The following is a 22,385-nucleotide window of genomic DNA, read 5'->3' on the forward strand; positions in this document are numbered from 1 at the left end:
GACCGCACCCTCGAAGTTGGTGCCCGCTGGCGCGGCGGAGGCAGGGCCTCAGCGCGGTCGCGACAGACTGCCTTCCCGCTACGGGGTGGACCTGTGGACCCTCTCCGCCCCGGCCAGGCGCCTATGTCACTCACTTTGTCACCCAGCAGACGACGCAGGCCCCATCCGAGGTGTCTCGGATGGGGCCTGACCTGCGGAGCCGCCTAGGGGAATCGAACCCCTGACCTATTCATTACGAGTGAATCGCTCTGGCCGACTGAGCTAAGGCGGCATGTCGACTGCTTGCGCTGGCGACGATGACAAGTGTAGCGGAAGCTGTGCGCGTTACTTTCCCGGGGGATCGTCGTTAGGGCCCTATGACGCCGGTCTCACTTCCCGGCCGACCCACTCTGGAGGCTCTGGCACATGCGGCGAAGACTGCCCCGCTCGGCGGCCCTGCCGGCGGCTGCTGCGTTGCTCCTGCTCAGCGCGGCGCCGGCGACTGCCGACTCGACCTATCCGACTACGCCGATTCCGCAGCCGGCGAATCCGGGGCAGGCGCCCATCTCCGCGCCGATCGGGCCGCAGCCGCTGGGGCAGGCCGTCGGGGATGCCGGGACCGCGCTCGGGATCATCCGGCTGCTGCCCAACGCCGTGCCGACGAGCACCATCCTTCCGGGGTTCGGGCAGACGCTGCCGAAGCAGTCGGCTCTCGAGGCCGGGATGGGACTGTCGAGCGCGTCCGCGAACTCGGACGCCTACCTCAGCTACGAAAAGGCGATCGCGCAGGCGTCGCCGTTCGGGCTGTCGGTCGGCGGGAACGCGCCGCAGACGCCGGGCAGCGTTGTGCAGACCGCGTTGCCGGACAACCCGCAGCCGATCAGCGGGGGCCTCAACGCGCCGTCGAATCCGCTGCTCAACGTGGGTCTGCTCAACGGGAGCGCGCACGCGCGGTGGAGCCAGACGCTCGGCCCGTGCGTCGACACCATCGCCGACGCCAGCACGTCCGTGGCCAGCCTGTCGCTGCTGAACGTCGTGCCGTCGATGCCGAACCTGGGCCTGGACGCGCTGAAGCCGAAGCTCGACCCGAACTCGCTGGCGAGCGGGTTCGACCTGACCAAGGGGCTGCAGAGCCTCGGCGGCCTGCTGCAGGGCGGCGGCCAGACCGCCGCCGACGGCACCGGCTCGCTGCTGAGCCTGCCGAACACGCTGTCGTCGCGGTCGCAGGTGAAGCTGGTCGACATCCCGGGGTCGGACCACAAGGCCGTGCAGTCGACGTCGACGCTGCAGGCCGCGGACATCGAGATCCTCAAGGGCACGCCGCTGGCGTTGAGCGTCAAGGTGGTCAGCCAGCCGACGCTCAAGGTGACCTCGACCGGCGACGCGAAGACGTCCAAGGTCGAGTACACCGCGCCGGTGCTGAGCATCGAGGCCGGCGGGAAGGTGCTGTACACGCTCGACGCGGCGCACCCGACGAAGGACGTTCCGATCGGGCTGCCGCTGAAGCCGCTGAGCGACCAGTTCGGCAAGCTGAAGGACCTGCCGGTGGTCGGCGGTCTCCTGGCGCCGCTCGATGGTCCGGTGCAGCAGGTCGGGACCACCGCGGGCACCGTGCTCGACCTCGGGGTGCTGCGGCTGAGCATCGCCGGGCTCGACCAGAAGTCGGCGAACATGACCACGCCGTTCGCGGGCTTCCAGCTGGGCGCGTCGGCGCGGATGTTCGACCTGCAGCTGCTGCCGACGACCAAGCTCAAGAGCCTCCTGCCGGACGACCAGGCGAAGAACCTGCCCTCGTCGCTGGCCCAGCTGTCGCTCGGCGAGCAGGTCGCCCGCGCGTACGCGCCGACCGGCGGTGTCGTCTGCGGGACCACGTCGACGCCGCCGCCGGCGGGCGGCGAGGCGCCGAAGGGGCCGGTGAAGAACCTGGCCTACACCGGTGGCGCGTACGACACGGTGCCGTTGTTCTGGACCGGCACCGCGATGCTGCTGCTCGGCGTGGTCATGGTGGCCGCGATGCCGGCCGGACGGCGGCGCCCGCCGGCCGTGGCCGTCGAGGAAAAGCCGTTCAAGCCGTCACCCCGTCCGCGCGAGTGACCCGAGGGGTGTGAAGGAACCCGCCAGGTGCGCCTGGCGGGTTCCTTTGCGTTCAGGGGCGTTTCAGCCTTGGCGAAGCGTCGTGACCATCGCCTCGACGGCGATGCGCGGCTTCACGTTCAGGTCGATCGCCTCGCGGCATTCCAGCACCGCTTCGAGGCGGCGAAGCGTCGATTCGGGCGTCCACGCCGAGGCTGCTTCGCGGATCTGGTCGGCGTGGTCCGGGTGGTTGAGCGTCGCGCCGGAGCGGCTCCCCACCACCAGGACGTCGCGGTAGAAGCCGACGAGGTCGACCAGCGCCAGGTCGAGCGTGTCGCGCTGGGTGCGGGTCGCCCGGGACTTCTGCTTCTTCTCGAGCTGCTTGACCGCGGCTTCGGCGGCCCGCTTCGCGCCGGCGACGCCCTTGCCGATGCCGTCGCCGCCCATCGCGGTCCGCAGCTCGTTGCGCTCGTCCTCGTCGCGGGACTTGCTCGCCTCGCCCGCGTCGGCCTCGGCCGCGCTGATCAGCTGGTCGGCGCACGTGAAGACGTCACTGGCCCGGCGAAGGCCGAGCGGGATCCGCAGCACGGTGGCCCGGCGCTGCCGCGCGGCCTCGTCGGTGGCGAGCCGGCGCGCGCGGCCGACGTGGCCGCCGCACACGGAAGCGGCCCACTGCGCGCGTTCGGCGTCGACGTGGTCGCGGCGCACCAGCACGTCGGCGATCGCCTCCGGCGGCGGCGTCCGGAGCGTCACCAGGCGGCAGCGCGAGCGGATCGTCACCGAGACGTCGTCGGGGTGGTCCGACGGCGCGCACAGCAGGAAGACCGTGCGATCCGGCGGCTCCTCGACGGCCTTCAGCAGGGCGTTCGACGCGCCTTCGGTGAGCCTGTCCGCGTCCTCGATGATCACGACCTGCCACTTGCCGGTCGTCGGGCGCCGCGCGGCGGCCTGCACCAGCGCGCGCATCTCGGCGACCGAGATCGACAGGCCTTCCGGCACCACGAGCCGGACGTCGGCGTGCGTGCCCGCCATCGTCGTGTGGCAGCCGGGGCAGGCGTCGCAGCCGGTGCCGGTGCTGCACTGCAGGGCCGCGGCGAACGTCCGGGCGGCCACCGAGCGGCCGGAGCCGGGCGGGCCGGTGAGCAGCCAGGCGTGCGTCATCGCGCCGGGCGGTGCGGGCTCGCCCGCGACGATCTTGGCGGCCGCCGACGCGGCCGCGCTCAGCGTCTCGACCGCGGGTTCCTGGCCGACCAGCTGGTTCCAGACGCCGATGCGTTCGGTCGTCGTCACTTCGCCTCCACGCGAGGCTCTTCCGGGGTCTCGATGGGCAGCGTTTCGAGGGGGAGGGTCACCGGCTTCTCCGTCGTCGGCGCCAGCGCGGCCAGCCGGCCGACGAACACGGCGCGCAGCGCGGTGCGGATGCGCTCGGCGACCTCGACGTCCGTGCCGTCGGCGTCGACCACGACGTACCGTTCCGGGTCCGCCGCGGCCATCTCGGTGAGCAGGTGCTGCACGCGCCACTGGTCGTTCATCGTGGCCGACTTGTCGCGCGGTGCGCCGTTCGGGGCAGCGTCCAGCAGGATCGTCATGTCCGGGCGCAGGCGGCCGGTCGCCCAGTCGGCGAGGCCTTCGAGCTCGTCGCTGTCCAAGCCGGCGACGGCGGACAGGTGCGCCAGCGGCGAGTCGACGAACCGCTCCATCACGACCACCGAACCGGCGTCGAGCGCCGGCTGGACGTGCCGCTCCACGATGTCGGCCCGCACCGCGGCGGCGGCCAGCGCCTGGGCCCGCGCGCCGGTGAGCGAGGCGCCGGAAACGAGGGCGGCGAGCCGCTGGTCGTCCAGCGCGGGGTCCGCGGCGACGACGACCGGCCGGGTGCCGCCACGCATCCAGTCAGCGAGGTTGACGGCCTGGATGGCGGTGTTGATCGCGGTGGTGCCCTCGACGGCGATGAGGTAGCCGTTGACGCGCCGCGGCGTGCGGCGCAGCGCGTTGCGCAGGTCGGCGAGGATCGGCTCGGTGCGCTTGTCGTCCATCTGCCGGTAGGCGAAGAGGCCGGCGACCAGCGCGATCGCGGCGCCGCCGAGCATCACCGGGCGCGTGCCGTCGATGGTGAGCGGGCTGCCCCAGACGGTGACCGTGTGCCGGTGCACCGCGCCGACGAGCAGCGGCACGGTGACCGTGGTGCCGAACAGCACCAGCTTCATCATCAGCTGGTAGATCGCGTTGATCCGGCCGCGGATGGCGTCCTCGACGCGCGAACCGATGATCGTCACGCCGGTGAGGAACGCGGTGCCGGCGCAGACGCCGACCAGCACCACGGCGATCAGCGAGACGGTCAGGTGCGGGGACAGTGCCACGAAACCGAGCGAGATCGCGGCCGCGATGATCGAGAGGCCGAACAGCCGGTCGTGCGGGAGCCGGCGGGCGAGCTTGGGCGCGAAGACCATGCCGGTGGCGAGGCCGAGGAAGACGGCGAGGACGAGCAGGCTGAACGCCGAGTCACCGGCCAGCAGGCTCGAGGAGTACGGCTTGGCCGAGCCGATCACGGCGCCGCCGGCGACGAACGCGCCGAACGCGCCCACCAGCAGCCCGCGCACGAGGGGTGTGCTGCGAATGAACCGGAAGCCGTCGGCGATCATCGCGCCGATGCCGAGCTTCTCTTCGTCGGCCAGCTTGACCTTCTGCTCCGGCGTCGCGTGGACGTTGCGCAGCGACAGCTCGGGGATCCGCGTGGCGATCAGGATCGCACTGGCCAGGTAGAGCAGGCCGGTGATGACCACGACCAGCTTCGCGATGTTGAGACTCGGGTCGCCGGGGAACAGGTGGAACGTCGTGTTAACGCCGGTGATGACCGCGTTCGCGCCGGCCGCGGTGATGACGGCGAGGCCGTAGGTCATCACCATGCCGAGCTGGTTGGCCGTCTCGACCTGGTCGGGACGGCGGAGCAGGTTGGGGACCGCGGCCTCTTTCGAGGGGATCCACATGCTCGACGCGCAGCCGACGAGGAAGTTGCCGGCGAGCAGCCACCAGGGCGCGCTGACGATCGCGATGGACAACAGGAACCCGCACCGCAGCAGGTCGGCGACGACCATCACCTTGCGGCGGTCGAACCGGTCCGCGAGCAGCCCGCCGACCGGGGCGAACAGCAGCCCCGGTGCCAGGCCGGTCAGGACCACGCCGACGAAGGCGAAGTTCTGCGCGAAGTAGTTGTCCGTCAGCTTCGTGGCCAGGCCGGTGAGGGCCAGGATGTTCAGCCAGTCGGCCACACTGCACAGGTACGTGACGCCCCAGAGCCGCCGGAAAGGTTTGATCGCCAGTACCCGCCGGACCCGGTTGATCGTGGACGCCTCGGCGCCCGACGACGCACCCGGACCGGCCCCGGGTACCGATCGCACGCCCTCGCTGATACGCCCACCCCACTCATCACCGCGGTGCCGGACGCCCTCGTGAGGACCCGACCGTGAAGTCAGGGTAGCCCGATCGGCGTCTGGCGCGCGGGACGGCCCCGTGGTGCGGGGCAGGCGGTGACCGGCGAAGGGACGCTAGTCGAACAGTCCGGTCACGCTGCTGACCAGGCTCGACACCATCTCGATGGCGACGAAACCGAACACGATCAGCAGGATGACGGCCAGCATGACTCCCGCCGCGCTCGACGACGGCCGGTTGAACGCCGGCATCGACACCGACGGCATCCGTGGCAGCTTGCGCCGTTTGACGGGCACGAAATCCACGTCGTCGACGTCGTCCTCGGCGAGCGGATCCTGCCGGACGGGCCGCATCAGCTGCGGCGGCCGGGTCGGCCAGGTGCGCCGCCGGTTCCGCTGCCGGGGAAGCAAGCCCAGCGGCTGGTCCGCGCCCAAGGTGCCCGCCGGAGGGATGGCGTCCGGCGCCTTCACGCCGGCCTCCTTCTCCTCGCGGAGCGTCTCCTCGACCATCCGGCGCACGACTTCTTCGTCGGGCTGCACCGGCCCGGCCACCGGGATGGCGGCGGGCTCGTGGCCATTCGGAATCGCGGTGCGTGGCTCGGGCGCCGCGGTGACCAGCCCGGAGACCGGATCCGCGAACATCTCGCCGGGGGCCTCGGACAGTGTGCCGTCGCGCTGAGTGAGCTCGGGGGCATTGAAGAAGGGAGCCTCACCGTTCGCGCTCATGGTGACCACCTCACTACTGAATGTCCTCGCCTTTCCAGGGTAGCGACGCCGGCGGATAACGCATCCGCCCAATGGCTCTGTCTCCAATGGATGGTCGGTCACGGAGCGCAAGCGCGCACCCGAACCCCCTGCAGTGTCCAGTCCGCCGAGGGCCGGGTCGACCGCCAGTGGTGACAGATCGTAGTGAGTCCGCTCACACCGAGGGCGCGGCCCGGGTGGCCACGAGCCGGCCTGCGGGTGGCCAGTTCGCCGCCGGGACCTCGGCGTACGAAGGGGCGGGCGGCACGGCGCCGGGCTTCCGCTCAGGGCATCTCCTCCTGTCCGAGGTCGATCATCTTGCGGCACCAGTCGCGGAGCATGCCGCGGCTGAAGGGACTCAAGACCAGCTGCCGGCGGCCGTCTCCCCGGTCCAAGGCCGCCAGCGCGAAGCGGCCCAGGTCCGTGTCGACCAGGACGAAGCCGTGGTCCGGGAACTCCGCGCACAGGCCGCCGAAGGCCAGCATGTCCAGGACCGCAGTTCCGGACCGCGGGCGGCGCAGGAGCTCTCGCATCGCTCCGACGTCGTCGTCCTGGCCGTCGTGGACCAGGCCGTCGTCGTCGACCGAGACCCAGATCGCCCGCGCCGAAGCGCCGAACGGGACCTCCGGCAGCTCCGCCACCAGCATCTCCGGCAGCTCCTCGAAGTCGGCCAGGTGGATCGCCGTGCGGCCGGGCAGCGAGCCCATCATGAACGCCCGCTCGCCGTCGGCGTAGCAGCGGATGTCCGCTGTTTCCGGCCCTTCGTCGAACACGCCGCACAGTGCCGCCCGGACCGAACCGCGCAGCATCAGCGACACCACCTCGAAGCCGACCTCGTTCAGCTCGCCCTTCTCGCCGAACGGTGTTCCGTCGATCCAGGCGGCCCACGCCACGTGCCGCTCGACCTCGGCCACCAGGTCCGCCGGGTCGTCCGACACCGGGCCATGCACCAGGATGTCGTCGTCGCTGACGTCCGGGTTGTACAGCCGGTCGACCGGCTCGCGGTCCGGCATCGCCGCCAGCACCGGGCCGGCAGCCAGCTCGAGCAACTCTCGCGCCGCCGTGCGTTCAGCCATGCCGCCGCCTCTCCTCCGGAACCGACGGCGACCCGGCCGCCTCCCGCGGCTCCGGGACGCCGCTGTTGAGCTCGGCGGCGGCGAGGATCGCTTCCCGCACGGTCAGGTCCTTCGAGGCCGCCGCGACCACCCGATCCACCCCTTCCCCGGCCGTCGTCCGCACCGGCGCCTGCTCAGGCATGGCTCTGCACCGCCTCGACGATCCACTGCTCGGCCGTGCTCCGCGACGCCGGACCCCAGGTGACCGTCCAGCGCCCGTTGCGGGCCACCGCGGCGCTGAACTGGTACCGGCCGAGGTCGTTGTCCACCAGCCCGAACGCGCCGTGCGGGTACTCGGCCAGGATCGCGTTGCGCACCGCGAGGTCGACCAGCACCGTGCCCAGCCGCGGCCGGGCCGCGCACGCCCGGATCAGCTCGACCGCCCGCTCGCACCGGTGCGGGATCAGCCCGCGCTCGTCGGTCTCGATGCGCAGGTGCTCCCCCGGCCCCGGCGGCCGGTCGGGCAGCCCGTCGAACACCCAGCCCGGCAGCTCGCTGAGGAAGCCCGATCGCAGCCGTGCGTGGTTGCCCAGCTTGTGCAGCACCGTGGTGTAATCCTCGTCGCCGAAGAACCGCACCTCCCACGGCTTGGCCCGGGCCGGGAAGACGCCGGTGACCACGCCGCGGATGAAGCCACCGCGCAGCGCCCGGTACAGGCCGACGGCTTCCGCGGTGACCTCGCCACCCGGCGCGAGGCCGATCGCGGCCATCCCGGCGACGAACCGCGTGTACTGCTCCACCTCGTCCGCGAGGCTCGACGCGGGCGAGGAGCGACGGCCCGGCAGCGGTCCGGTGTCCGCCAGCACCGGCGGGATCTCGAACTCGGGGTCGTAGAACTCCATCACCGAGGGCCGCTCCGGCACCTCGGCCGACAGCGGGGCGATGACTTCGTCGATGACGTCGAAGACGGCGACTGCGTTGCTCACCCTTCGATTGAACACCCTGGCACCGACAATTTCTCGCACAGGTGTTCGAGCGGGTGAGATCGTACGGCGAGCGGTCGGCCAACGGCTCAGGCATCGTCCGGCACCCGCCCCTCGACGAACTCCGCGAGGCGCTCCACGGTCCCGGGCAGCCACCAGAACCGGCGGTGGCCGCCCCGGGGTCTGCTCAGCACCGCCAGGTGCCGGCCACGGTCGTCGTCGACGAACGCGAGCATCTCCCAGCGCGACAGCTCGCCGTCGTGGACGACGTCGAGCTGGACGGTGCCACGCCGGGTCCGCCGCAGATCGTCCATCAGGTCCAGGACAAGGCACTCCTGCCCTGGCTCGAGCACGCCACGCTCGTCGGCGTCGAGGTACAGCCCCTCGCCCGCCGCCGGCGCAACCGCAGGCAGGCGCGCCAACGCCAGCCGAAGCAGTTCCGCGACACTGCCCGGCGAAGGCCCGGACAGCCGCACGCCGTCGCCGGCGATCCCGAACGTGCTCCGGTCGTCGAAGAACGCCGAGGTCCACGCCTCGCCGGCCAGCGCGACGGCCACGCCGCAGACGCCGCCACTCCCCGGAAAGCCGGGCAGCGATTCCATCAGGTCCAGGGCGGTGGCACTGCCGGCGGCCGCCGCCCGAACCGGCTTCAGGATCTTGGTGGTCACCGTGTGCACGGTGCGTGGTGTTGTGGTCACGCGTTCATGGAACCCGGCACCACCGACAATTTCCCGAACATCCGTTCGAGGTGTCACCCGAAGGTGTGACGTCGAAGGCCTCCCCGCCAGGTCGGCGGGGAGGCCTTCGAGCCGGTCTTACTTGGCCTTCGTGGCGGTCGAGCTCGACCGCTTGGCCGCGGCAGGCTTCGCGGCCGCCGCCTTCTTGGTCGTACCCGCCTTGACCGTCTTCGCCGTCGTGGAAGCCGGCTTGCGCGCCGGCGCCTTCCGCTTCGGCGCCGGCCCCTTGGCCCGCTTCTCCGCCAGCAGCTCGGACGCCCGTTCCGCGGTCAGCGACTCGATCTCGTCGCCCTTCCGCAGCGTCGCGTTGTACTCGCCGTCGGTGACGTACGGGCCGAACCGGCCGTCCTTGACCACCATCGGCTTCTTCGACACCGGGTCCTCGCCGAGTTCCTTGAGCGGCGGCTTCGCCGTCGCGGACCGGCCCCGCTGCTTCGGCTCCGCGTAGATCTTCAGCGCTTCTTCGAGGGTGATCGAGAACAGCTGGTCCTCGGTCGAGAGCGACCTCGAGTCTGTGCCCTTCTTCAGGTACGGCCCGTAGCGCCCGTTCTGCGCCGTGATCTCGTCGCCGGACTCCGGGTCCTTGCCGACCACGCGCGGCAGCGAGAGCAGCTTCAGCGCGTCGTCCAGCGTGATGTTCTCGATGTCCATCGACTTGAACAGCGAGCCCGTGCGCGGCTTCGGCGCCTTGGCCTTCGCGGCCTTCTTCTGCGCCGCCGTCGCGTCCTCGGGAATCTCGATCTCCGGCAGCACCTCGGTCACGTACGGCCCGAAGCGGCCTTCCTTCGCCACGATCTCGTGCCCGCTCACCGGGTCGGTGCCCAGCGTGCGGCCCTCCTGCGGGGTCGCGAACAGCTTCTCCGCGATCTCCTGCGTGAGCTCGTCCGGCGGCAGGTCCTCCGGCAGGTTCGCACGCTGCGAGTTCCCGTCGACCTCGCGCTCCAGGTACGGCCCGTAGCGGCCGACGCGGACCACGACGGTGTGCCCGTTCTCGTCGCTGAACAGCGGGATCGAGTTGATCTCCCGCGCGTCGATGTCCTCGACGCTGCCTTCGACCAGCTTCTTCAGCCCGCCCAGCCGGCCGATCGAGCCGTCGACGCCCATGTCGCCGCCGAAGTAGAACTTCGACAGCCACTGCGCGCGCTGCTCGTCGCCGTTGGCGATGCGGTCGAGCTCGTCCTCCATGCCGGCGGTGAAGTCGTAGTCGACCAGCCGCTCGAAGTGCCGTTCCATCAGGCCGATCACGGCGAACGCGACCCACGACGGAACGAGCGCGGAGCCCTTCTTCCAGACGTACCCGCGGTCCTGGATGGTCTTGATGATCGACGCGTACGTCGACGGGCGGCCGATGCCCAGCTCTTCCAGCTTGCTGACCAGGCTCGGCTCCGAGTACCGCGCCGGCGGCGAGGTGGTGTGGCCGTCCGGGCTCAGCTCGGCCGCGGTCAGCGCCTGGTCCTTCTCCAGCACCGGCAGGCGGCTCTGCTTGTCGTCGGCCTCGCCACCGGTCTCGGTGTCGACCGCCTCGACGTACGCCTTGAGGAAGCCCGCGAAGGTGATCGTGCGGCCCGAAGCGGCGAAGGTGCATTCCTCGCCCGAGGTCGCGTTGCCGATGATGCGCACGGACATCGTGGTGCCCTTGGCGTCCGCCATCTGCGATGCGATCGTGCGCTGCCAGATCATCTCGTAGAGCCGGAACTCGTCGGTGTCCAGCTCGCCCGCGACCTGGCCCGGCGTGCGGAAGACCTCGCCCGACGGCCGGATCGCCTCGTGGGCCTCCTGCGCGTTCTTGACCTTGCGCGTGTACTGGCGCGGCGTCGGCGAGACGTACTCCTTGCCGTACAGCTGCGTGGCCTGGCTGCGCGCGGCCGAGATCGCCGACTCCGACAGCGTCGTGGAGTCGGTACGCATATAGGTGATGTAACCGTTCTCGTACAGCTTCTGCGCGATCCGCATGGTGCGCTCCGAGGTGAACCGCATCTTGCGGCCCGCCTCCTGCTGCAGCGTCGAGGTCATGAAGGGCGCGTACGGCTTCCGCGTGTACGGCTTCTCCTCGACGCTCGAGACCTTGAAGTCACGCTGCTTCAGCGCGTCGGCGAGCCGCCGCGCGTCGGCCTCGGCCAGCACGCGGACCTCGTTGTTCGACGCCTTGAGCTGCCCGTCCGAGCCGAAGTCACGGCCGGTGGCCAGGCGCGCGCCGTCGACGGCGACGAGCCGCGCGGGGAAGTTCCGCGGCGAAGCTTCCTCACCCGCGTCCATGGTCGCCGAGATGTCCCAGTAGGACGCCGAGGTGAAGCGCATCCGCTCGCGTTCGCGCTCGACCACGATCCGGGTCGCCACCGACTGCACGCGGCCCGCCGAAAGCTTCGGCATGACCTTCTTCCACAGCACCGGCGAGACCTCGTAGCCGTAGAGGCGGTCGAGGATGCGGCGGGTCTCCTGCGCGTCGACGAGGTCGGCGTCCAGCTCACGCGTCGAGTCGGCGGCCGCGCGGATCGCCTGCTCGGTGACCTCGTGGAAGACCATCCGGCGGACCGGGACCTTCGGCTTCAGCGTCTCGAGGAGGTGCCACGCGATGGCCTCGCCCTCACGGTCGGGGTCCGTGGCGAGGTAGAGCTCGTCGACGTCCTTCAGCAGGCTCTTGAGCTCGGTGACCTTCGACTTCTTGTCCGGGGTGACCACGTAGAGGGCCTTGAAGCCGTTGTCGACGTCGACGCCGAGCCGTGCCCACGCTTCGCCCTTGTACTGGGCGGGCACGTCGGCGGCACCACGCGGCAGGTCGCGGATGTGCCCGACGGAGGACTCGACGACGTAACCACCGCCGAGGTAGGGCGCGATCTTGCGGGCCTTCGTCGGCGACTCGACGATGACCAGCCGCCGGTGCCCGGCGCCGTTGTTCGCCGAGGCTCCGTTCTTATTGGTCCGTGCTCCTGCCACGCTGTCCTGCTCTCCGCTCATCTCGCCCCGCCGCCGCGGGACTGCACCACGTCCCTGCCAGGGCCCGTGTCTCGACCTGCCAGTGTGCACGCTGTCGTGGCCCGGACGGCGCGGAGGTGGCCCAACACGCCGCCGGTCCTGTGCCCAGCGCATCGCCGCTGACCTCGACGATGTTTCCCCAACGTACCTGCCACGTGATTTCGGCCACGTCCCGCGCAGCCTAGCGCGTGACCATCCGGATACCCTCCGTTCGACGGTGGTGGCCACGGGGATGTCACCGCTTCACTGGATTCCCCGTCCAGCCGAAAGGACCCGCCATGACCCGACGCCTGCTCGGCGCCCTGTTCACCGCCGCGACCGCCACAGTATTACTGGGGGTCACTCCGGCGAACGCGGCCGCGGCGAACTTCGCCGGCACCGTGGCCCTGTCCAACTGCTCGGGGTCGGTGGTCAAGCCGGCCGCCACGCCCGACACCGCGCCCGCGCTCGTCATGTCCAACGGGCACTGCCTCGAAACCGGTTTCCCCGGGCCGGGCGAGGTGATCACCAACCGCTCGTCCAGCCGGACGTTCACGCTGCTCACCGCCAGCGGCAGCAACAAGGCCACGCTGCGGGCCAAGAAGATCGTCTACGGCACGATGACCGACACCGACGTGTCGCTCTACCAGCTCACCACCACCTACGCGCAGATCAAGGCCAGTTACGGGATCTCGCCGTTGGAACTGTCGAACGCCCACCCGTCGGCCGGCGCGGCGATCGACGTCGTCTCCGGCTACTGGAAGCGCATCTACTCCTGCAACGTCGATGGTTTCGTCTACCGGCTGAAGGAGGGCAGCTGGACGTGGAAGGACTCGATCCGCTACACCTCCGCCTGCCAGACCATCGGCGGCACCTCCGGTTCGCCGGTCATCTCCGGCGGCAAGGTCGTCGGCGTGAACAACACCGGCAACGAGGACGGCGAACGCTGCACGGAGAACAACCCGTGCGAGGTCGACCAGGCCGGCAACGTCACGGTGCGCTACAAGACGAACTACGGGCAGGAGACCTACGGCATCCCGGCCTGCCTGACGCCGGCCAACGAAATCGCGCTCACCCAGGCCGGCTGCACGCTGCCCCGGCCCTGACGCGGCGCCCGCACCCGGTCAGGCCGTGCTCGTCACGGCCTCCGGGTGCGGAACCGGCTGCGGCGCCGCGCCCGGCCACGCCGCTTCGGCGCCGGGCGGCGGCTCCCCGATCAGCTCCAGCAGCGCCTCCAGCCGGCGTTTGCCGGTGACCTTGACGGCCGGGACCTCGGCCTTCGGACCGGTCAGCTTCGCCGGGACACCCAACGGCGTCAGCGCTTCGACGAGCCGCTCGTGCATGCCGGGCGCGAGCGGGTCGACCCCCAGCAGATAACCCTGGGTACCGGGGCGGCCACCGGCCAGCGCCCACATCCGCAGCATCGCGCCGCTCAGCCGGAAGCCGTCCGGCACCGCCTTGCCCGAGTCGTCCTCGACCGGGCCTGCGCAGCCCTCACGGAGCCACTGCAGCGCCAGCGGCAGCAGGTCGACCCGGAACGACGTGCGCACCTGCGGACGGCCGCAGTCGGCCTTCGACACCTGGGCGTCCGCGCCGCGGCAGCGCAACTCGCCGGCCAGGACGTGGGCGCGCCACGGCTCCTCGACGACCACCGAAAGCCGGGCGGCGGTGCGCCCGAACCCGGTGATCTGGCCGTGGCAGCACAGCAGGCCGGCCAGGTCGCCCAGGCCCGGCCCGCTGGCCTCGGCGGAAAAGAGCGAGATCGTCCGATCCACCGCGCTATACTAGAACACAAGTTCGATTCGCGGCAGGCCTCGCGGAGATCTTCAGCCGGCAGGCTGATCCAGCTGGCGGCAGGCCGGTGCGCGCTGTTCCGCCGCGGCGAGGGCCGGGACGTCCTTGAGGCCCTTGAGGTAGTCGAGCGCGTCGATGCGGTCGAGCGTCGCCTTGGCCTGCCCGAGGGCTTCCTTCGTCGCGGTCGCGTTCCCACGGGCCGCATCGATGCGCCGGCGCGCGTTTTCCGCGGCCGCACGGATTTCGGCGAACTGCCCGATGACGTCCTTGCGCCCGCCGTCCGCCGACGGCACCGGCGGCGCCCCGAGCGCGTTCAGCCCGGACAGGCTCTGGTCGAGCCCGCCGACCACCGAAGAAAGCAGGTCACTGGACGTCCGGGACGCCTTCTGCGGCGTGCTGGGGTCGACGGCGGGCAGCGAAGCGAGCGCGCGGACCAGGTGCGTCACGGCGTCGCAGTAGCCACCTGCCCACCTCGCGGCGGGATCGGCCTGGGGCACCACGGTCGTCGCCGGCAGCTCCTGCTCCCGCGGCGGCGACTGCACCGGCGACGGCTGAGCGCACCCGGCGAGACCGAGGGCGATCGTCGTGGTCAGCGCGGCGAAAACGGTGGACCGCTGCCGCACCCGCGTACCTCCTGCCCGACGACGTCCCCGCAGCCCAGACGGTACCGACTCGGTGCTGCTGCGCAAGTCGCCGGGCCTTTCTGGGATGCCCGGGCAAGCCCCGGGCCCGGCACGCGTCGCCGCGTACCGGGCCCGGGGCCGCCTGGAGCCGGAAACTCAGGCCTGGATCTCGGCCGGGGTGTCGGAAAGGACCGTCCCCCGCCGCTTCGAAACCACGATCGCCGCCACGATGATGGCGACCGCGACCAGCGAGATGATGATGCGCACCGCGGTGTTCTCGTCCGGGCCGATCGAGAACTGCACGACGGCAGGCGCGATCAGCACGGAGACCAGGTTCATCACCTTGATCAGCGGGTTGATCGCCGGGCCGGCGGTGTCCTTGAACGGGTCACCCACGGTGTCACCGATGATGGTGGCCTCATGCGCGGACGAGCCCTTGCCGCCGTGGTTGCCGTCCTCGACCAGCTTCTTCGCGTTGTCCCACGCGCCACCGGAGTTGGCGAGGAAGATCGCCATCAGGGTGCCGCAGGCGATCGCGCCGGCCAGGTAGCCGGCGAGCGCGCCGGTGCCAAGGCCGAAGCCGACCGCGATCGGGGCGAAGACCGCCAGCAGACCCGGCGTCGTCAGCTCACGCAGGGAGTCGCGCGTGACGATGTCGACGACCTTGCCGTACTCGGGGCGGGTGGTGCCCTCCATGATCCCCGGGATGTCGCGGAACTGGCGGCGCACTTCGTAGACGACCGCGCCGGCGGCCCGGGACACCGCGTTGACGGCGAGACCGGAGAACATGAACACGACGGCCGCACCGATGATGACGCCGACCAGCGTGTTCGGGCTGACGACCTGGTTGACGAACGACTTGGCCGCGTCCATGCCGGTGACCACGCCGGTGCCCATGCCCGACAGCGTCTTCGTGATCGCGTCGGAGTAGGAGCCGAACAGCGCCGTCGCCGCGAGGACCGCCGTGGCGATCGCGATGCCCTTGGTGATGGCCTTGGTCGTGTTGCCGACCGCGTCCAGCTCGGTGAGGATCTGCGCGGCCTTCTCGTCGACGTCGCCCGACATCTCGGCGATGCCCTGCGCGTTGTCCGAAACCGGGCCGAAGGTGTCCATCGCGACGATGACGCCGACGGTGGTCAGCAGACCGGTACCGGCCAGCGCCACGGCGAACAGCGCGACGCCGCCGCCGAGCAGGTACGCACCGAACACGGCCGCAGCGATCACCAGCGCGGTGTACACCGCGGACTCGAAACCGACCGAGATGCCGGAGAGGATGACGGTCGCGCCGCCGGTCTCCGACGTCTGCGCGACGTCCTTGACCGGCTTGTACTCGGTGCCGGTGTAGTAGCCGGTCAGCTTCAGGATGATCGCGGCGAGCACGATGCCGATGATCACCGCGATGGTCGCGATGACCGCCGGGTTGCCCGAGTTCTCGTAGCCCGCGCCGAAGTCGGAGAAGCTGTTCGGCAGGTACACGAACGCCGCGATCGCCGACAGGACGGCGGAGATGACCGCGGAGATGTAGAACGAGCGGTTGATCGTGACGAGGCCGCCTTCGCCCGCACGCGCCTTCGTGATGTAGACACCGATCACCGCGGTGATCACGCCGATGGCCGGCACGATCAGCGGGAAGATCAGGCCGTGCACGCCGAAGGCGGTGCTGCCGAGGATCAGGGCGGCGACGAGCATGACGGCGTAGGACTCGAAGAGGTCGGCGGCCATGCCGGCACAGTCACCGACGTTGTCACCCACGTTGTCCGCGATGGTCGCGGCGTTGCGCGGGTCGTCCTCCGGGATGCCCTGCTCGACCTTGCCGACCAGGTCCGCGCCGACGTCGGCGGCCTTGGTGAAGATACCGCCGCCGACACGCATGAACATCGCGATCAGCGCGGCACCGAAACCGAAGCCCTCCAGCACCTTGGGCGCCTGGCCGGTGTAGACCAGCACGACGACCGCGGCACCGAAGAGGCCGAGGCCAACGGTGATCATGCCGACCACACCACCGGTGCGGAACGCCACGCGCATCGCGATCTCGCGACCGCCTTCCTCGCGCGACGCGGCGGCCACGCGCAGGTTCGCCTGCGTGGCCAGCCACATGCCGAGGTAGCCGATCGCGAACGAGAATGCCGCACCGACCAGGAAGAAGATCGAACGGCCGATCTTCTCGTTCCAGTCGTCGGCGGGAAGTGCGAAGAGCAGGAGGAACACGATCACGCCGAAAATGGCGAGGGTGTTCCGCTGCCGCTTGAGGTACGCGGCCGCGCCTTCCTGCACCGCCTTGGCGATGTCCTGCATCTTGGCGGTGCCCTGGCCTGCGGCCAGCACCTCCTTGAGCAGGACGTAGCCGATGACGAGTGCGGCAAGCGCGACCACGGCGACTACACCGACAATCGTGTAGCCACCTCCGGAGAGCGTGATTTGTCCGCCCTCCGCGAGGAACTGCCGTGACATTCGTCCTCCAGGAGACGTCGCCGTGCGCCAGCGTCGACGGCAAGCCGAGGGTTCGACACGGCCGGCGCTGGCATGGACCCTGTACCGAGCGACACGCTATCCGGGCAGCAATGCACGTCTCACATGACGCTCACCACAGAGGGTGTGGATTGCGGGAGTGTATTGGTATCGCAACCAGCGTCTTCACGCCGTCCCAGGGACGGTACATTCCGTTACCATGTGAGCCTCCTCACTTGATCGATCACTCGATCGCCGATCCGTTGGCGCAGCTGGGGACGGGAGGAACTGTCGGACCCCTGTGCCAAGCTCGGCGCGTGGACGAATCACGGGGGCAGCGGCTGCTGAGGCGGGTGACCGCCGGCATCCCGTCGCGCGAGCACCCGGTCACGCACGTCGCCGACCTGCCTGGCCGCGCCGCACGCTACGCAGAGTGGCCGTCATGGGTGGATCCGGCGGTTATCGCTGCGCTGCGTGATTGCGGCGTCTCCGCTCCCTGGGCGCACCAGGCCGAAGCGGCTTCGCACGCGTACGAAGGCCGTCATGTCGTGATTTCGACCGGGACGGCCTCGGGCAAGTCGCTCGCCTACCAGCTGCCGGTGCTGTCCCGGCTGGCCGCGGGCGAGAAGGCGAACGCGCTGTACCTGTCGCCGACGAAGGCGCTGGGCGCGGACCAGCTGCGCTCGGTGTCTTCTTTGGACGTGCCGGGGGTGCGGGCGGCCTCGTTCGACGGGGACACGCCGATGGCCGAGCGTGACTGGGTGCGCGCGCACGCGAACTGGGTGTTCACCAACCCGGACATGCTGCATCGCGGAATCCTCTCGGCGCACGGCCGGTGGGCCACGTTCTTCCGGCGGCTCAGCTGCGTGGTCGTCGACGAGTGCCACAGCTATCGCGGGGTCTTCGGCTCGCACGTCGCGCTGCTGCTTCGCCGGCTTCGGCGGGTGGCCGAGCACTACGGCGCTTCACCGGTCTTCGTGCTCGCTTCGGCGACGACAGCGTCGCCTGCTTCGTTCGCTTCGCGGTTGACGGGTGTGCCTTGTGTCGCCGTGACGGATGATGCTTCGCCTCGCGGGGCGCGCACGGTCGCGTTGTGGGAGCCGCCGCTGCTGGAGGAGCTGACCGGCGAAAACGGCGCGCCGGTCCGGCGTTCGGCCGGGGCGGAGACGTCGCGAATCCTCGCCGACCTGGTGCTGGAAGGTGCGCGGTCGCTGGCTTTCATCCGGTCGCGGCGCGGTGCGGAACTGGCGGCGCTGGGTGCGCGCCGCATTCTGTCCGAAGTGGATCCGGCTTTGTCGGAAACCGTTGCGGCGTATAGGTCCGGCTACCTTCCGGAAGAGCGTCGCGCGCTGGAGTCCGCACTGTTGGCCGGCCGGCTGCTGGGAGTCGCGACGACGAACGCCTTGGAGCTCGGCGTCGACATCGCGGGCCTGGACGCGGTGGTGCTGGCCGGCTACCCGGGCACGCTCGCGTCGTTCTGGCAACAGGCCGGCCGGGCGGGCCGGTCCGGCGATTCGGCGCTGGTGGTGTTCGTCGCGCGGGACGACCCACTCGACACCTACCTGGTCCACCACCCGGCGGCGCTGCTCTCACGGCCGGTCGAAACAGCGGTGCTCGATCCGGCGAACCCGTACGTCCTGGCGCCGCAGCTCGCGTGCGCCGCGGCCGAGCTGCCGCTGACGCTCCCCGAGCTGGAGGTGTTCGGCGGCGCGGCGGCCCAGGAGGTGCTGGCCGAGCTGGCGGAACAGAAGCTGGTGCGGCGCCGGTCGAGCGGCTGGTACTGGACGTCGCGGGACCGGCCGCACGCCGAGGTCGGCATCCGCGGCACCGGTGGGGAGCAGATCGCGGTGGTCGAGTCGGACTCCAGCCGGATGCTCGGGACGGTCGACCCGGGTTCGGCCTGCTTCGCCGTGCACCCCGGCGCGGTGTACCTGCACCAGGGGTCGTCGTACGTCGTCGACGAGCTGGATCTGGAAACCGGGCTGGCGCTGGTGCACGCGGAGAACCCGGACTGGACGACGACACCACGCGAAATCGTGGACATCTCGGTGTTGAGCACCCAGGAGAAGCGGGACTTCGGCGGGGTGAGCGTCTGCCTCGGCGAGGTGGCCGTGACGTCGCAGGTGGTGGGGTATTTGCGGCGACGGCCGTCCGGGGAGGTGCTGGACCACACGCCGCTCGACCTGCCGGAGCAGAGCCTGCGGACGCGCGCGGTCTGGTACACGGTGTCCGCCGAGTTGCTCGGCTCTTCGTCCGCCGGCGCTGCTGACTCGGATGGTGCCGCCGGTTCGGATGGTGGCGATGGCGAGGTGGGGACCGGGGGCCATCGGGTGGGGACCGAATCTGCGGGGCCGGTGGGGACCGGGGATGCTCGTGAGGTGTCCGGGGCTGCCGAGGCGACCCCGGCGGGGGTCCGGGGGCTTGCCCTCGGCGGGCCTGTGGGGGCTCGGCCCCCACAGGACACCCGGAGCGAGGTCGGCGAGCGCTCTGCGCGAGCAGACCTCCCTCACGAGCGACGCAGGACACCGGGGGGCGCCGGATTGGTTCCGGCACGGGTCCCCGGTGCCCTGCACGCCGCCGAGCACGCGGCGATCGGCCTGCTACCGCTGTTCGCTACGTGCGACCGGTGGGACATCGGCGGGGTGAGTACCGCGTGGCACGAAGACACCGGGGAGGCGACGGTGTTCGTGCATGACGGCCATCCCGGGGGTGCGGGATTTGCCGAACGCGGTTATGCCGCGATTGTCCCGTGGCTGGCCGCAACGCGGGAGGCGATCGTCTCCTGCGAGTGCCCGACGGGATGCCCGTCCTGCGTCCAGTCGCCGAAGTGCGGGAACGGCAACGAACCGCTGGACAAGGCGGGGGCAGTGGCTGTGCTGGGCACCGTGCTCGGGGCGTTGCGTCAACACGGCACCTAGAACGGCCACTTGGTGGTTCATGGAGTTGTGACTTGCTCCACCTCGGCCGGGCTGGGACCGGCTGTCGGCGGTGGTTCGGGTGGGTCGGGCGCTCAGGCGGCGCTGGTCTGGACCAGCTGCGGCGAGCGCTCGCCGGCCAGGGCCCGCACGAGGACGTCGTGCACCTCGGCGGCGTCCGGCAGCTGCCAGCCGCAGACCTCGGGCTTGACGCGCCAGTGCACGACACCGTGCTGGAACGGCGAAGGCGGCAGCGGGATGTAGCTGTCCTTGCCGTGCCACTGGATGGAGGCGCGGGTCGCCAGCTCGGCCGGAACGTGGTCGGCCACGGTGGTGAGGAAGAGCCAGCGGCCGTTCGGCAGCGCGATGATGGGCGCGGGGTGCCCGAGGGCGCGGAGAAGGCGGCAGGCGCGCTTGCCGAGTTCGTCGTCGACCTCGACGGCGTCGAGCACGGTGCCGGTGGCGACGAGCAGGCTGTGGGTGCGGTCGGAGAACCAGGTGGCGACCTCGTGGGCGTGGGTGCCGAGCTGCTCGCGCCAGGCGTCACTGGCCGGAACCGGACGGCGCCAGGTGAGGTCGTCGCCTTCCGTGAGCGGAGCGGGGTCGACGCCCGGGAGCACCGGCCAGCCGCGCCAGGCGAGACCGATCGCCTCCGCCCGCAGTTCGATGCGGAAGGCGCCCCGCCAGCTGTCCGGCCAATTCGCGTCCAACATTGTCTTCCTGCCTTCGAGTTCCGGTTCTCCGCGACCCGTTAAACCCGGTCGTGGTGTCGCACATCTCACTTAACGGCAAGTTGCACATTGCCCGGAACCCCCGCGCGACAACCGGTGGTTACGAGGCGATGAACGCCCAGTGATCCGTACGGCCCGACCGAATCCCTCAGCGCGGCTGGACGGTGAACGGTGACCACACATGGACCGTTCGTCGCGGGAAACCCCAGGATCCGCGGGGTCCCGGACGCTCGATCGGCGGCGCCGGTGCGCAGGTTCGGCCCAGGTGAGCAGCCGATTCGACCGCTCGCCGTGCACCAGCGACCGCTGCCCGTGACAATCGGCCGCTCATCGCCCGGCTGCGCGGATCAGCCGGTCACCGCCCCATACCGACCGGTCGGCGTCCGCCGGGCGGCGAGCGTCGGGGCTGGGCGCCGGCCCCTCTCGGAGGGCGGTGGCCGTGGGGCGGTGGTGGTGCGTTGGTGGTGGGCGCGCTGTCGCGGGTGTGCGACGGTGTCGCGTTCGGCGGACAGGGCGGTCGCCCACCTCGGCCGCCGCGAGGAGGCGGCGGCAAGGCTGGTGGTTCACCCGTCGGCCCGGACGGGCGCGGGCGGACCGCCTGCCCAGCCAGGCCCGCCGACGCAGCCGCGGCCGGGGCGGCGAGGGTCGGGCTGGGCGCCGGCCCCTCTCGGCGGGGCGGTGGTCGCGGGTGGCGGCAGTGCGTTCTAGCGAGCGCGCTGTCGCGGGCGTGCGACGGTGTCGCGTTCGGCGGACAGAGCGGTCGCCCACCACAGGCGCTACGAGGAGGCGGCGCCCGGACTGGTGGTTCACCCGCCAGCCCGGAACGGGCGTGGGCGGACGGCCTGCCACCGCGGGCGCCCCGCCGGGACAGCCGTGACGGAGCGCCGCGGGACGCTCCGCCGGCTCCGCGCGGGCGTAGGCGCATGGCCCCCGGGCAGCCGCGGCTGGGCGTGGTGGTTCACCCGCCAGGCCGGAGCGGTCGGATCGGCGTGCCGCCCAGGGCGGCCGTTGGTGTGGCCGTCGCTGGGCTCGGAGGTTCGGCCGGCGGGCCGGCGCGGGCGTGGGCCGATGGCCTCGGCAGGCCCGCCAGGGCGGGACCTTGCGACTCGACTTCGACCAGCGCGTCGAGCTGTTGCCAGCGGCACGTCACTAGCTTCACTCCCATGCGGTCGGCCACCCATCTCGCGCGTTCGCAGGCTTGGACCGGACCTTCGTCCGCGTGGGAAGCCGCGGCCAGCGCGCCCAGGTCGGCCGCTGCCTCGGCACGGTGGCGGGCTATTACCGTCGCTCCCAGCCACAAGGCAAGCGTTGCCACGCCCGTCAGGGCCGCCACCGCCAGTGCCGTCCAGATCGTGGCCGCCCCTCTGTCCGAGGCGTGCCCGTCAGCCCTGGGCACTTGTCACCTCCGTGCCCGGCTCGGCGACCGCGTAGGCCGTCGCGTCGAGGTGGATTGCCGGGAGGAGGCCGGCCGCCGGGTGGGCCGTCACCCTTGCCGTGATCGTGTCGCCGACTTGCTCGAACGCCAGGTTCGCGCCCGGCGGCCCTATCTTGTGGACCGCGGCTGCCGCTTCGGTCGGCTGGCCCCTCGCCAGCAGCCGCGCCGCCTCGCGGGCCGCGTCCGTGCAGCGCAGCTGGCTCGTCAGCGCCGTCAGGCCTGCGATCAGCAGGACCGTCACCACCGTCAAGCCGGCCAGACCGAGCGCGGTCTCGACGGTCACCGAGCCTTCGTCTCGGCGCCTCATGACGGCACCGACAAGGCCTTCATGACCAGGTTCGTCAGCCAGGAGACGACCGAGTCTCCGGTAAGCAAGGAGTAGAGGACAGCGGCGAACGCCGCGACGGCGACCGTGACGATGGCGTACTCGACCGTCGTGGAACCGTCGTCCGAGCGGGGCCGGCGGCGGAACGTGCGCATGAGGGTCT

At 71.1% G+C, this 22,385-nt stretch carries 18 protein-coding genes and 1 tRNA gene; 3 read left to right on the forward strand and 16 right to left on the reverse strand.

What is annotated here, in order from left to right; genetic code table 11:
- Positions 1-197: 197 nt before the first annotated feature.
- Positions 198-271 (reverse strand) — tRNA-Thr (locus ISP_RS45360).
- A gap of 134 nt (positions 272-405) precedes the next feature.
- Here ISP_RS45360 and ISP_RS45365 point away from each other — a divergent pair.
- Entirely contained in the window at positions 406-2,073 is a 1,668-nt protein-coding gene (locus ISP_RS45365) for a hypothetical protein (RefSeq protein ID WP_176742225.1), read from the forward strand.
- A gap of 63 nt (positions 2,074-2,136) precedes the next feature.
- Here the strand turns inward: ISP_RS45365 and ISP_RS45370 are convergent, their stop codons facing one another.
- From ISP_RS45370 to topA, 8 genes are all read right to left on the reverse strand, one after another.
- On the reverse strand, positions 2,137-3,342 hold the full coding sequence (locus ISP_RS45370; RefSeq protein WP_013230507.1) for a DNA polymerase III subunit delta': 1,206 nt from the start codon (positions 3,340-3,342) through the stop codon (positions 2,137-2,139).
- Positions 3,339-5,450: a bifunctional MFS transporter/dTMP kinase gene (locus ISP_RS45375; protein ID WP_013230508.1), complete on the reverse strand. Its 2,112-nt coding sequence runs from the start codon at positions 5,448-5,450 to the stop codon at positions 3,339-3,341. The genes ISP_RS45370 and ISP_RS45375 overlap by 4 nt, the downstream gene beginning before the upstream one ends.
- A gap of 147 nt (positions 5,451-5,597) precedes the next feature.
- Positions 5,598-6,215 (reverse strand): hypothetical protein, encoded by a 618-nt coding sequence (locus ISP_RS45380; protein ID WP_013230509.1) that lies wholly within the window; start codon positions 6,213-6,215, stop codon positions 5,598-5,600.
- A gap of 293 nt (positions 6,216-6,508) precedes the next feature.
- A complete protein-coding gene (locus tag ISP_RS45385) occupies positions 6,509-7,300 on the reverse strand; it encodes a hypothetical protein (protein WP_013230510.1) in 792 nt (263 codons plus the stop codon).
- Entirely contained in the window at positions 7,293-7,481 is a 189-nt protein-coding gene (locus tag ISP_RS45390; RefSeq protein ID WP_013230511.1) for a hypothetical protein, read from the reverse strand. Before ISP_RS45390 ends, ISP_RS45385 begins: the two co-directional genes overlap by 8 nt.
- Positions 7,474-8,265: an ESX secretion-associated protein EspG gene (locus ISP_RS45395; RefSeq protein WP_013230512.1), complete on the reverse strand. Its 792-nt coding sequence runs from the start codon at positions 8,263-8,265 to the stop codon at positions 7,474-7,476. The genes ISP_RS45390 and ISP_RS45395 overlap by 8 nt, the downstream gene beginning before the upstream one ends.
- Before the next feature lie 86 nt (positions 8,266-8,351).
- Positions 8,352-8,930 (reverse strand): hypothetical protein, encoded by a 579-nt coding sequence (locus ISP_RS45400; RefSeq protein ID WP_230468637.1) that lies wholly within the window; start codon positions 8,928-8,930, stop codon positions 8,352-8,354.
- Between the two features lie 147 nt (positions 8,931-9,077).
- Positions 9,078-11,954 carry a type I DNA topoisomerase gene (gene topA, locus ISP_RS45405; protein ID WP_176742226.1) on the reverse strand — a complete coding sequence of 959 codons (2,877 nt, stop codon included), beginning with the start codon at positions 11,952-11,954 and terminating at the stop codon, positions 9,078-9,080.
- 296 nt (positions 11,955-12,250) lie between these two features.
- Here topA and ISP_RS45410 point away from each other — a divergent pair, with 296 nt between their 5' ends.
- Positions 12,251-13,057: a S1 family peptidase gene (locus tag ISP_RS45410; protein WP_013230515.1), complete on the forward strand. Its 807-nt coding sequence runs from the start codon at positions 12,251-12,253 to the stop codon at positions 13,055-13,057.
- 18 nt (positions 13,058-13,075) lie between these two features.
- Here the strand turns inward: ISP_RS45410 and ISP_RS45415 are convergent, their stop codons facing one another.
- The 3 genes from ISP_RS45415 to ISP_RS45425 all read right to left on the reverse strand — a co-directional run bounded on the left by ISP_RS45415 (position 13,076) and on the right by ISP_RS45425 (position 16,819).
- The gene (locus ISP_RS45415; protein ID WP_013230516.1) at positions 13,076-13,726 is read right to left on the reverse strand and encodes a hypothetical protein; all 651 of its coding nucleotides are present in this window, start codon (positions 13,724-13,726) and stop codon (positions 13,076-13,078) included.
- Positions 13,727-13,777: 51 nt separating this feature from the next.
- On the reverse strand, positions 13,778-14,368 hold the full coding sequence (locus tag ISP_RS45420) for a hypothetical protein (protein ID WP_013230517.1): 591 nt from the start codon (positions 14,366-14,368) through the stop codon (positions 13,778-13,780).
- Between the two features lie 156 nt (positions 14,369-14,524).
- The gene (locus ISP_RS45425) at positions 14,525-16,819 is read right to left on the reverse strand and encodes a sodium-translocating pyrophosphatase (protein WP_034284514.1); all 2,295 of its coding nucleotides are present in this window, start codon (positions 16,817-16,819) and stop codon (positions 14,525-14,527) included.
- Positions 16,820-17,169: 350 nt separating this feature from the next.
- Here ISP_RS45425 and ISP_RS45430 point away from each other — a divergent pair, with 350 nt between their 5' ends.
- Positions 17,170-19,734, forward strand: a complete 2,565-nt coding sequence (locus ISP_RS45430) for a DEAD/DEAH box helicase (RefSeq protein ID WP_013230519.1) — start codon at positions 17,170-17,172, stop codon at positions 19,732-19,734.
- 92 nt (positions 19,735-19,826) lie between these two features.
- On the opposite strand, the gene ISP_RS45435 is transcribed toward ISP_RS45430, so the two are convergent.
- From ISP_RS45435 to ISP_RS45450, 4 genes are all read right to left on the reverse strand, one after another.
- Positions 19,827-20,444, reverse strand: coding sequence for a bifunctional DNA primase/polymerase (locus ISP_RS45435; RefSeq protein ID WP_013230520.1), 618 nt, complete (start codon positions 20,442-20,444; stop codon positions 19,827-19,829).
- A 976-nt stretch (positions 20,445-21,420) separates the two neighbouring features.
- Positions 21,421-21,858: an Rv3654c family TadE-like protein gene (locus ISP_RS45440; RefSeq protein ID WP_080582954.1), complete on the reverse strand. Its 438-nt coding sequence runs from the start codon at positions 21,856-21,858 to the stop codon at positions 21,421-21,423.
- Positions 21,845-22,180 carry a TadE family type IV pilus minor pilin gene (locus ISP_RS45445; protein ID WP_013230521.1) on the reverse strand — a complete coding sequence of 112 codons (336 nt, stop codon included), beginning with the start codon at positions 22,178-22,180 and terminating at the stop codon, positions 21,845-21,847. The genes ISP_RS45440 and ISP_RS45445 overlap by 14 nt, the downstream gene beginning before the upstream one ends.
- A 20-nt stretch (positions 22,181-22,200) precedes the next feature.
- The gene (locus ISP_RS45450) at positions 22,201-22,377 is read right to left on the reverse strand and encodes a DUF4244 domain-containing protein (RefSeq protein WP_013230522.1); all 177 of its coding nucleotides are present in this window, start codon (positions 22,375-22,377) and stop codon (positions 22,201-22,203) included.
- Positions 22,378-22,385: the final 8 nt, after the last annotated feature.

Source organism: Amycolatopsis mediterranei, from assembly GCF_026017845.1.
GTDB lineage: Bacteria > Actinomycetota > Actinomycetes > Mycobacteriales > Pseudonocardiaceae > Amycolatopsis > Amycolatopsis mediterranei.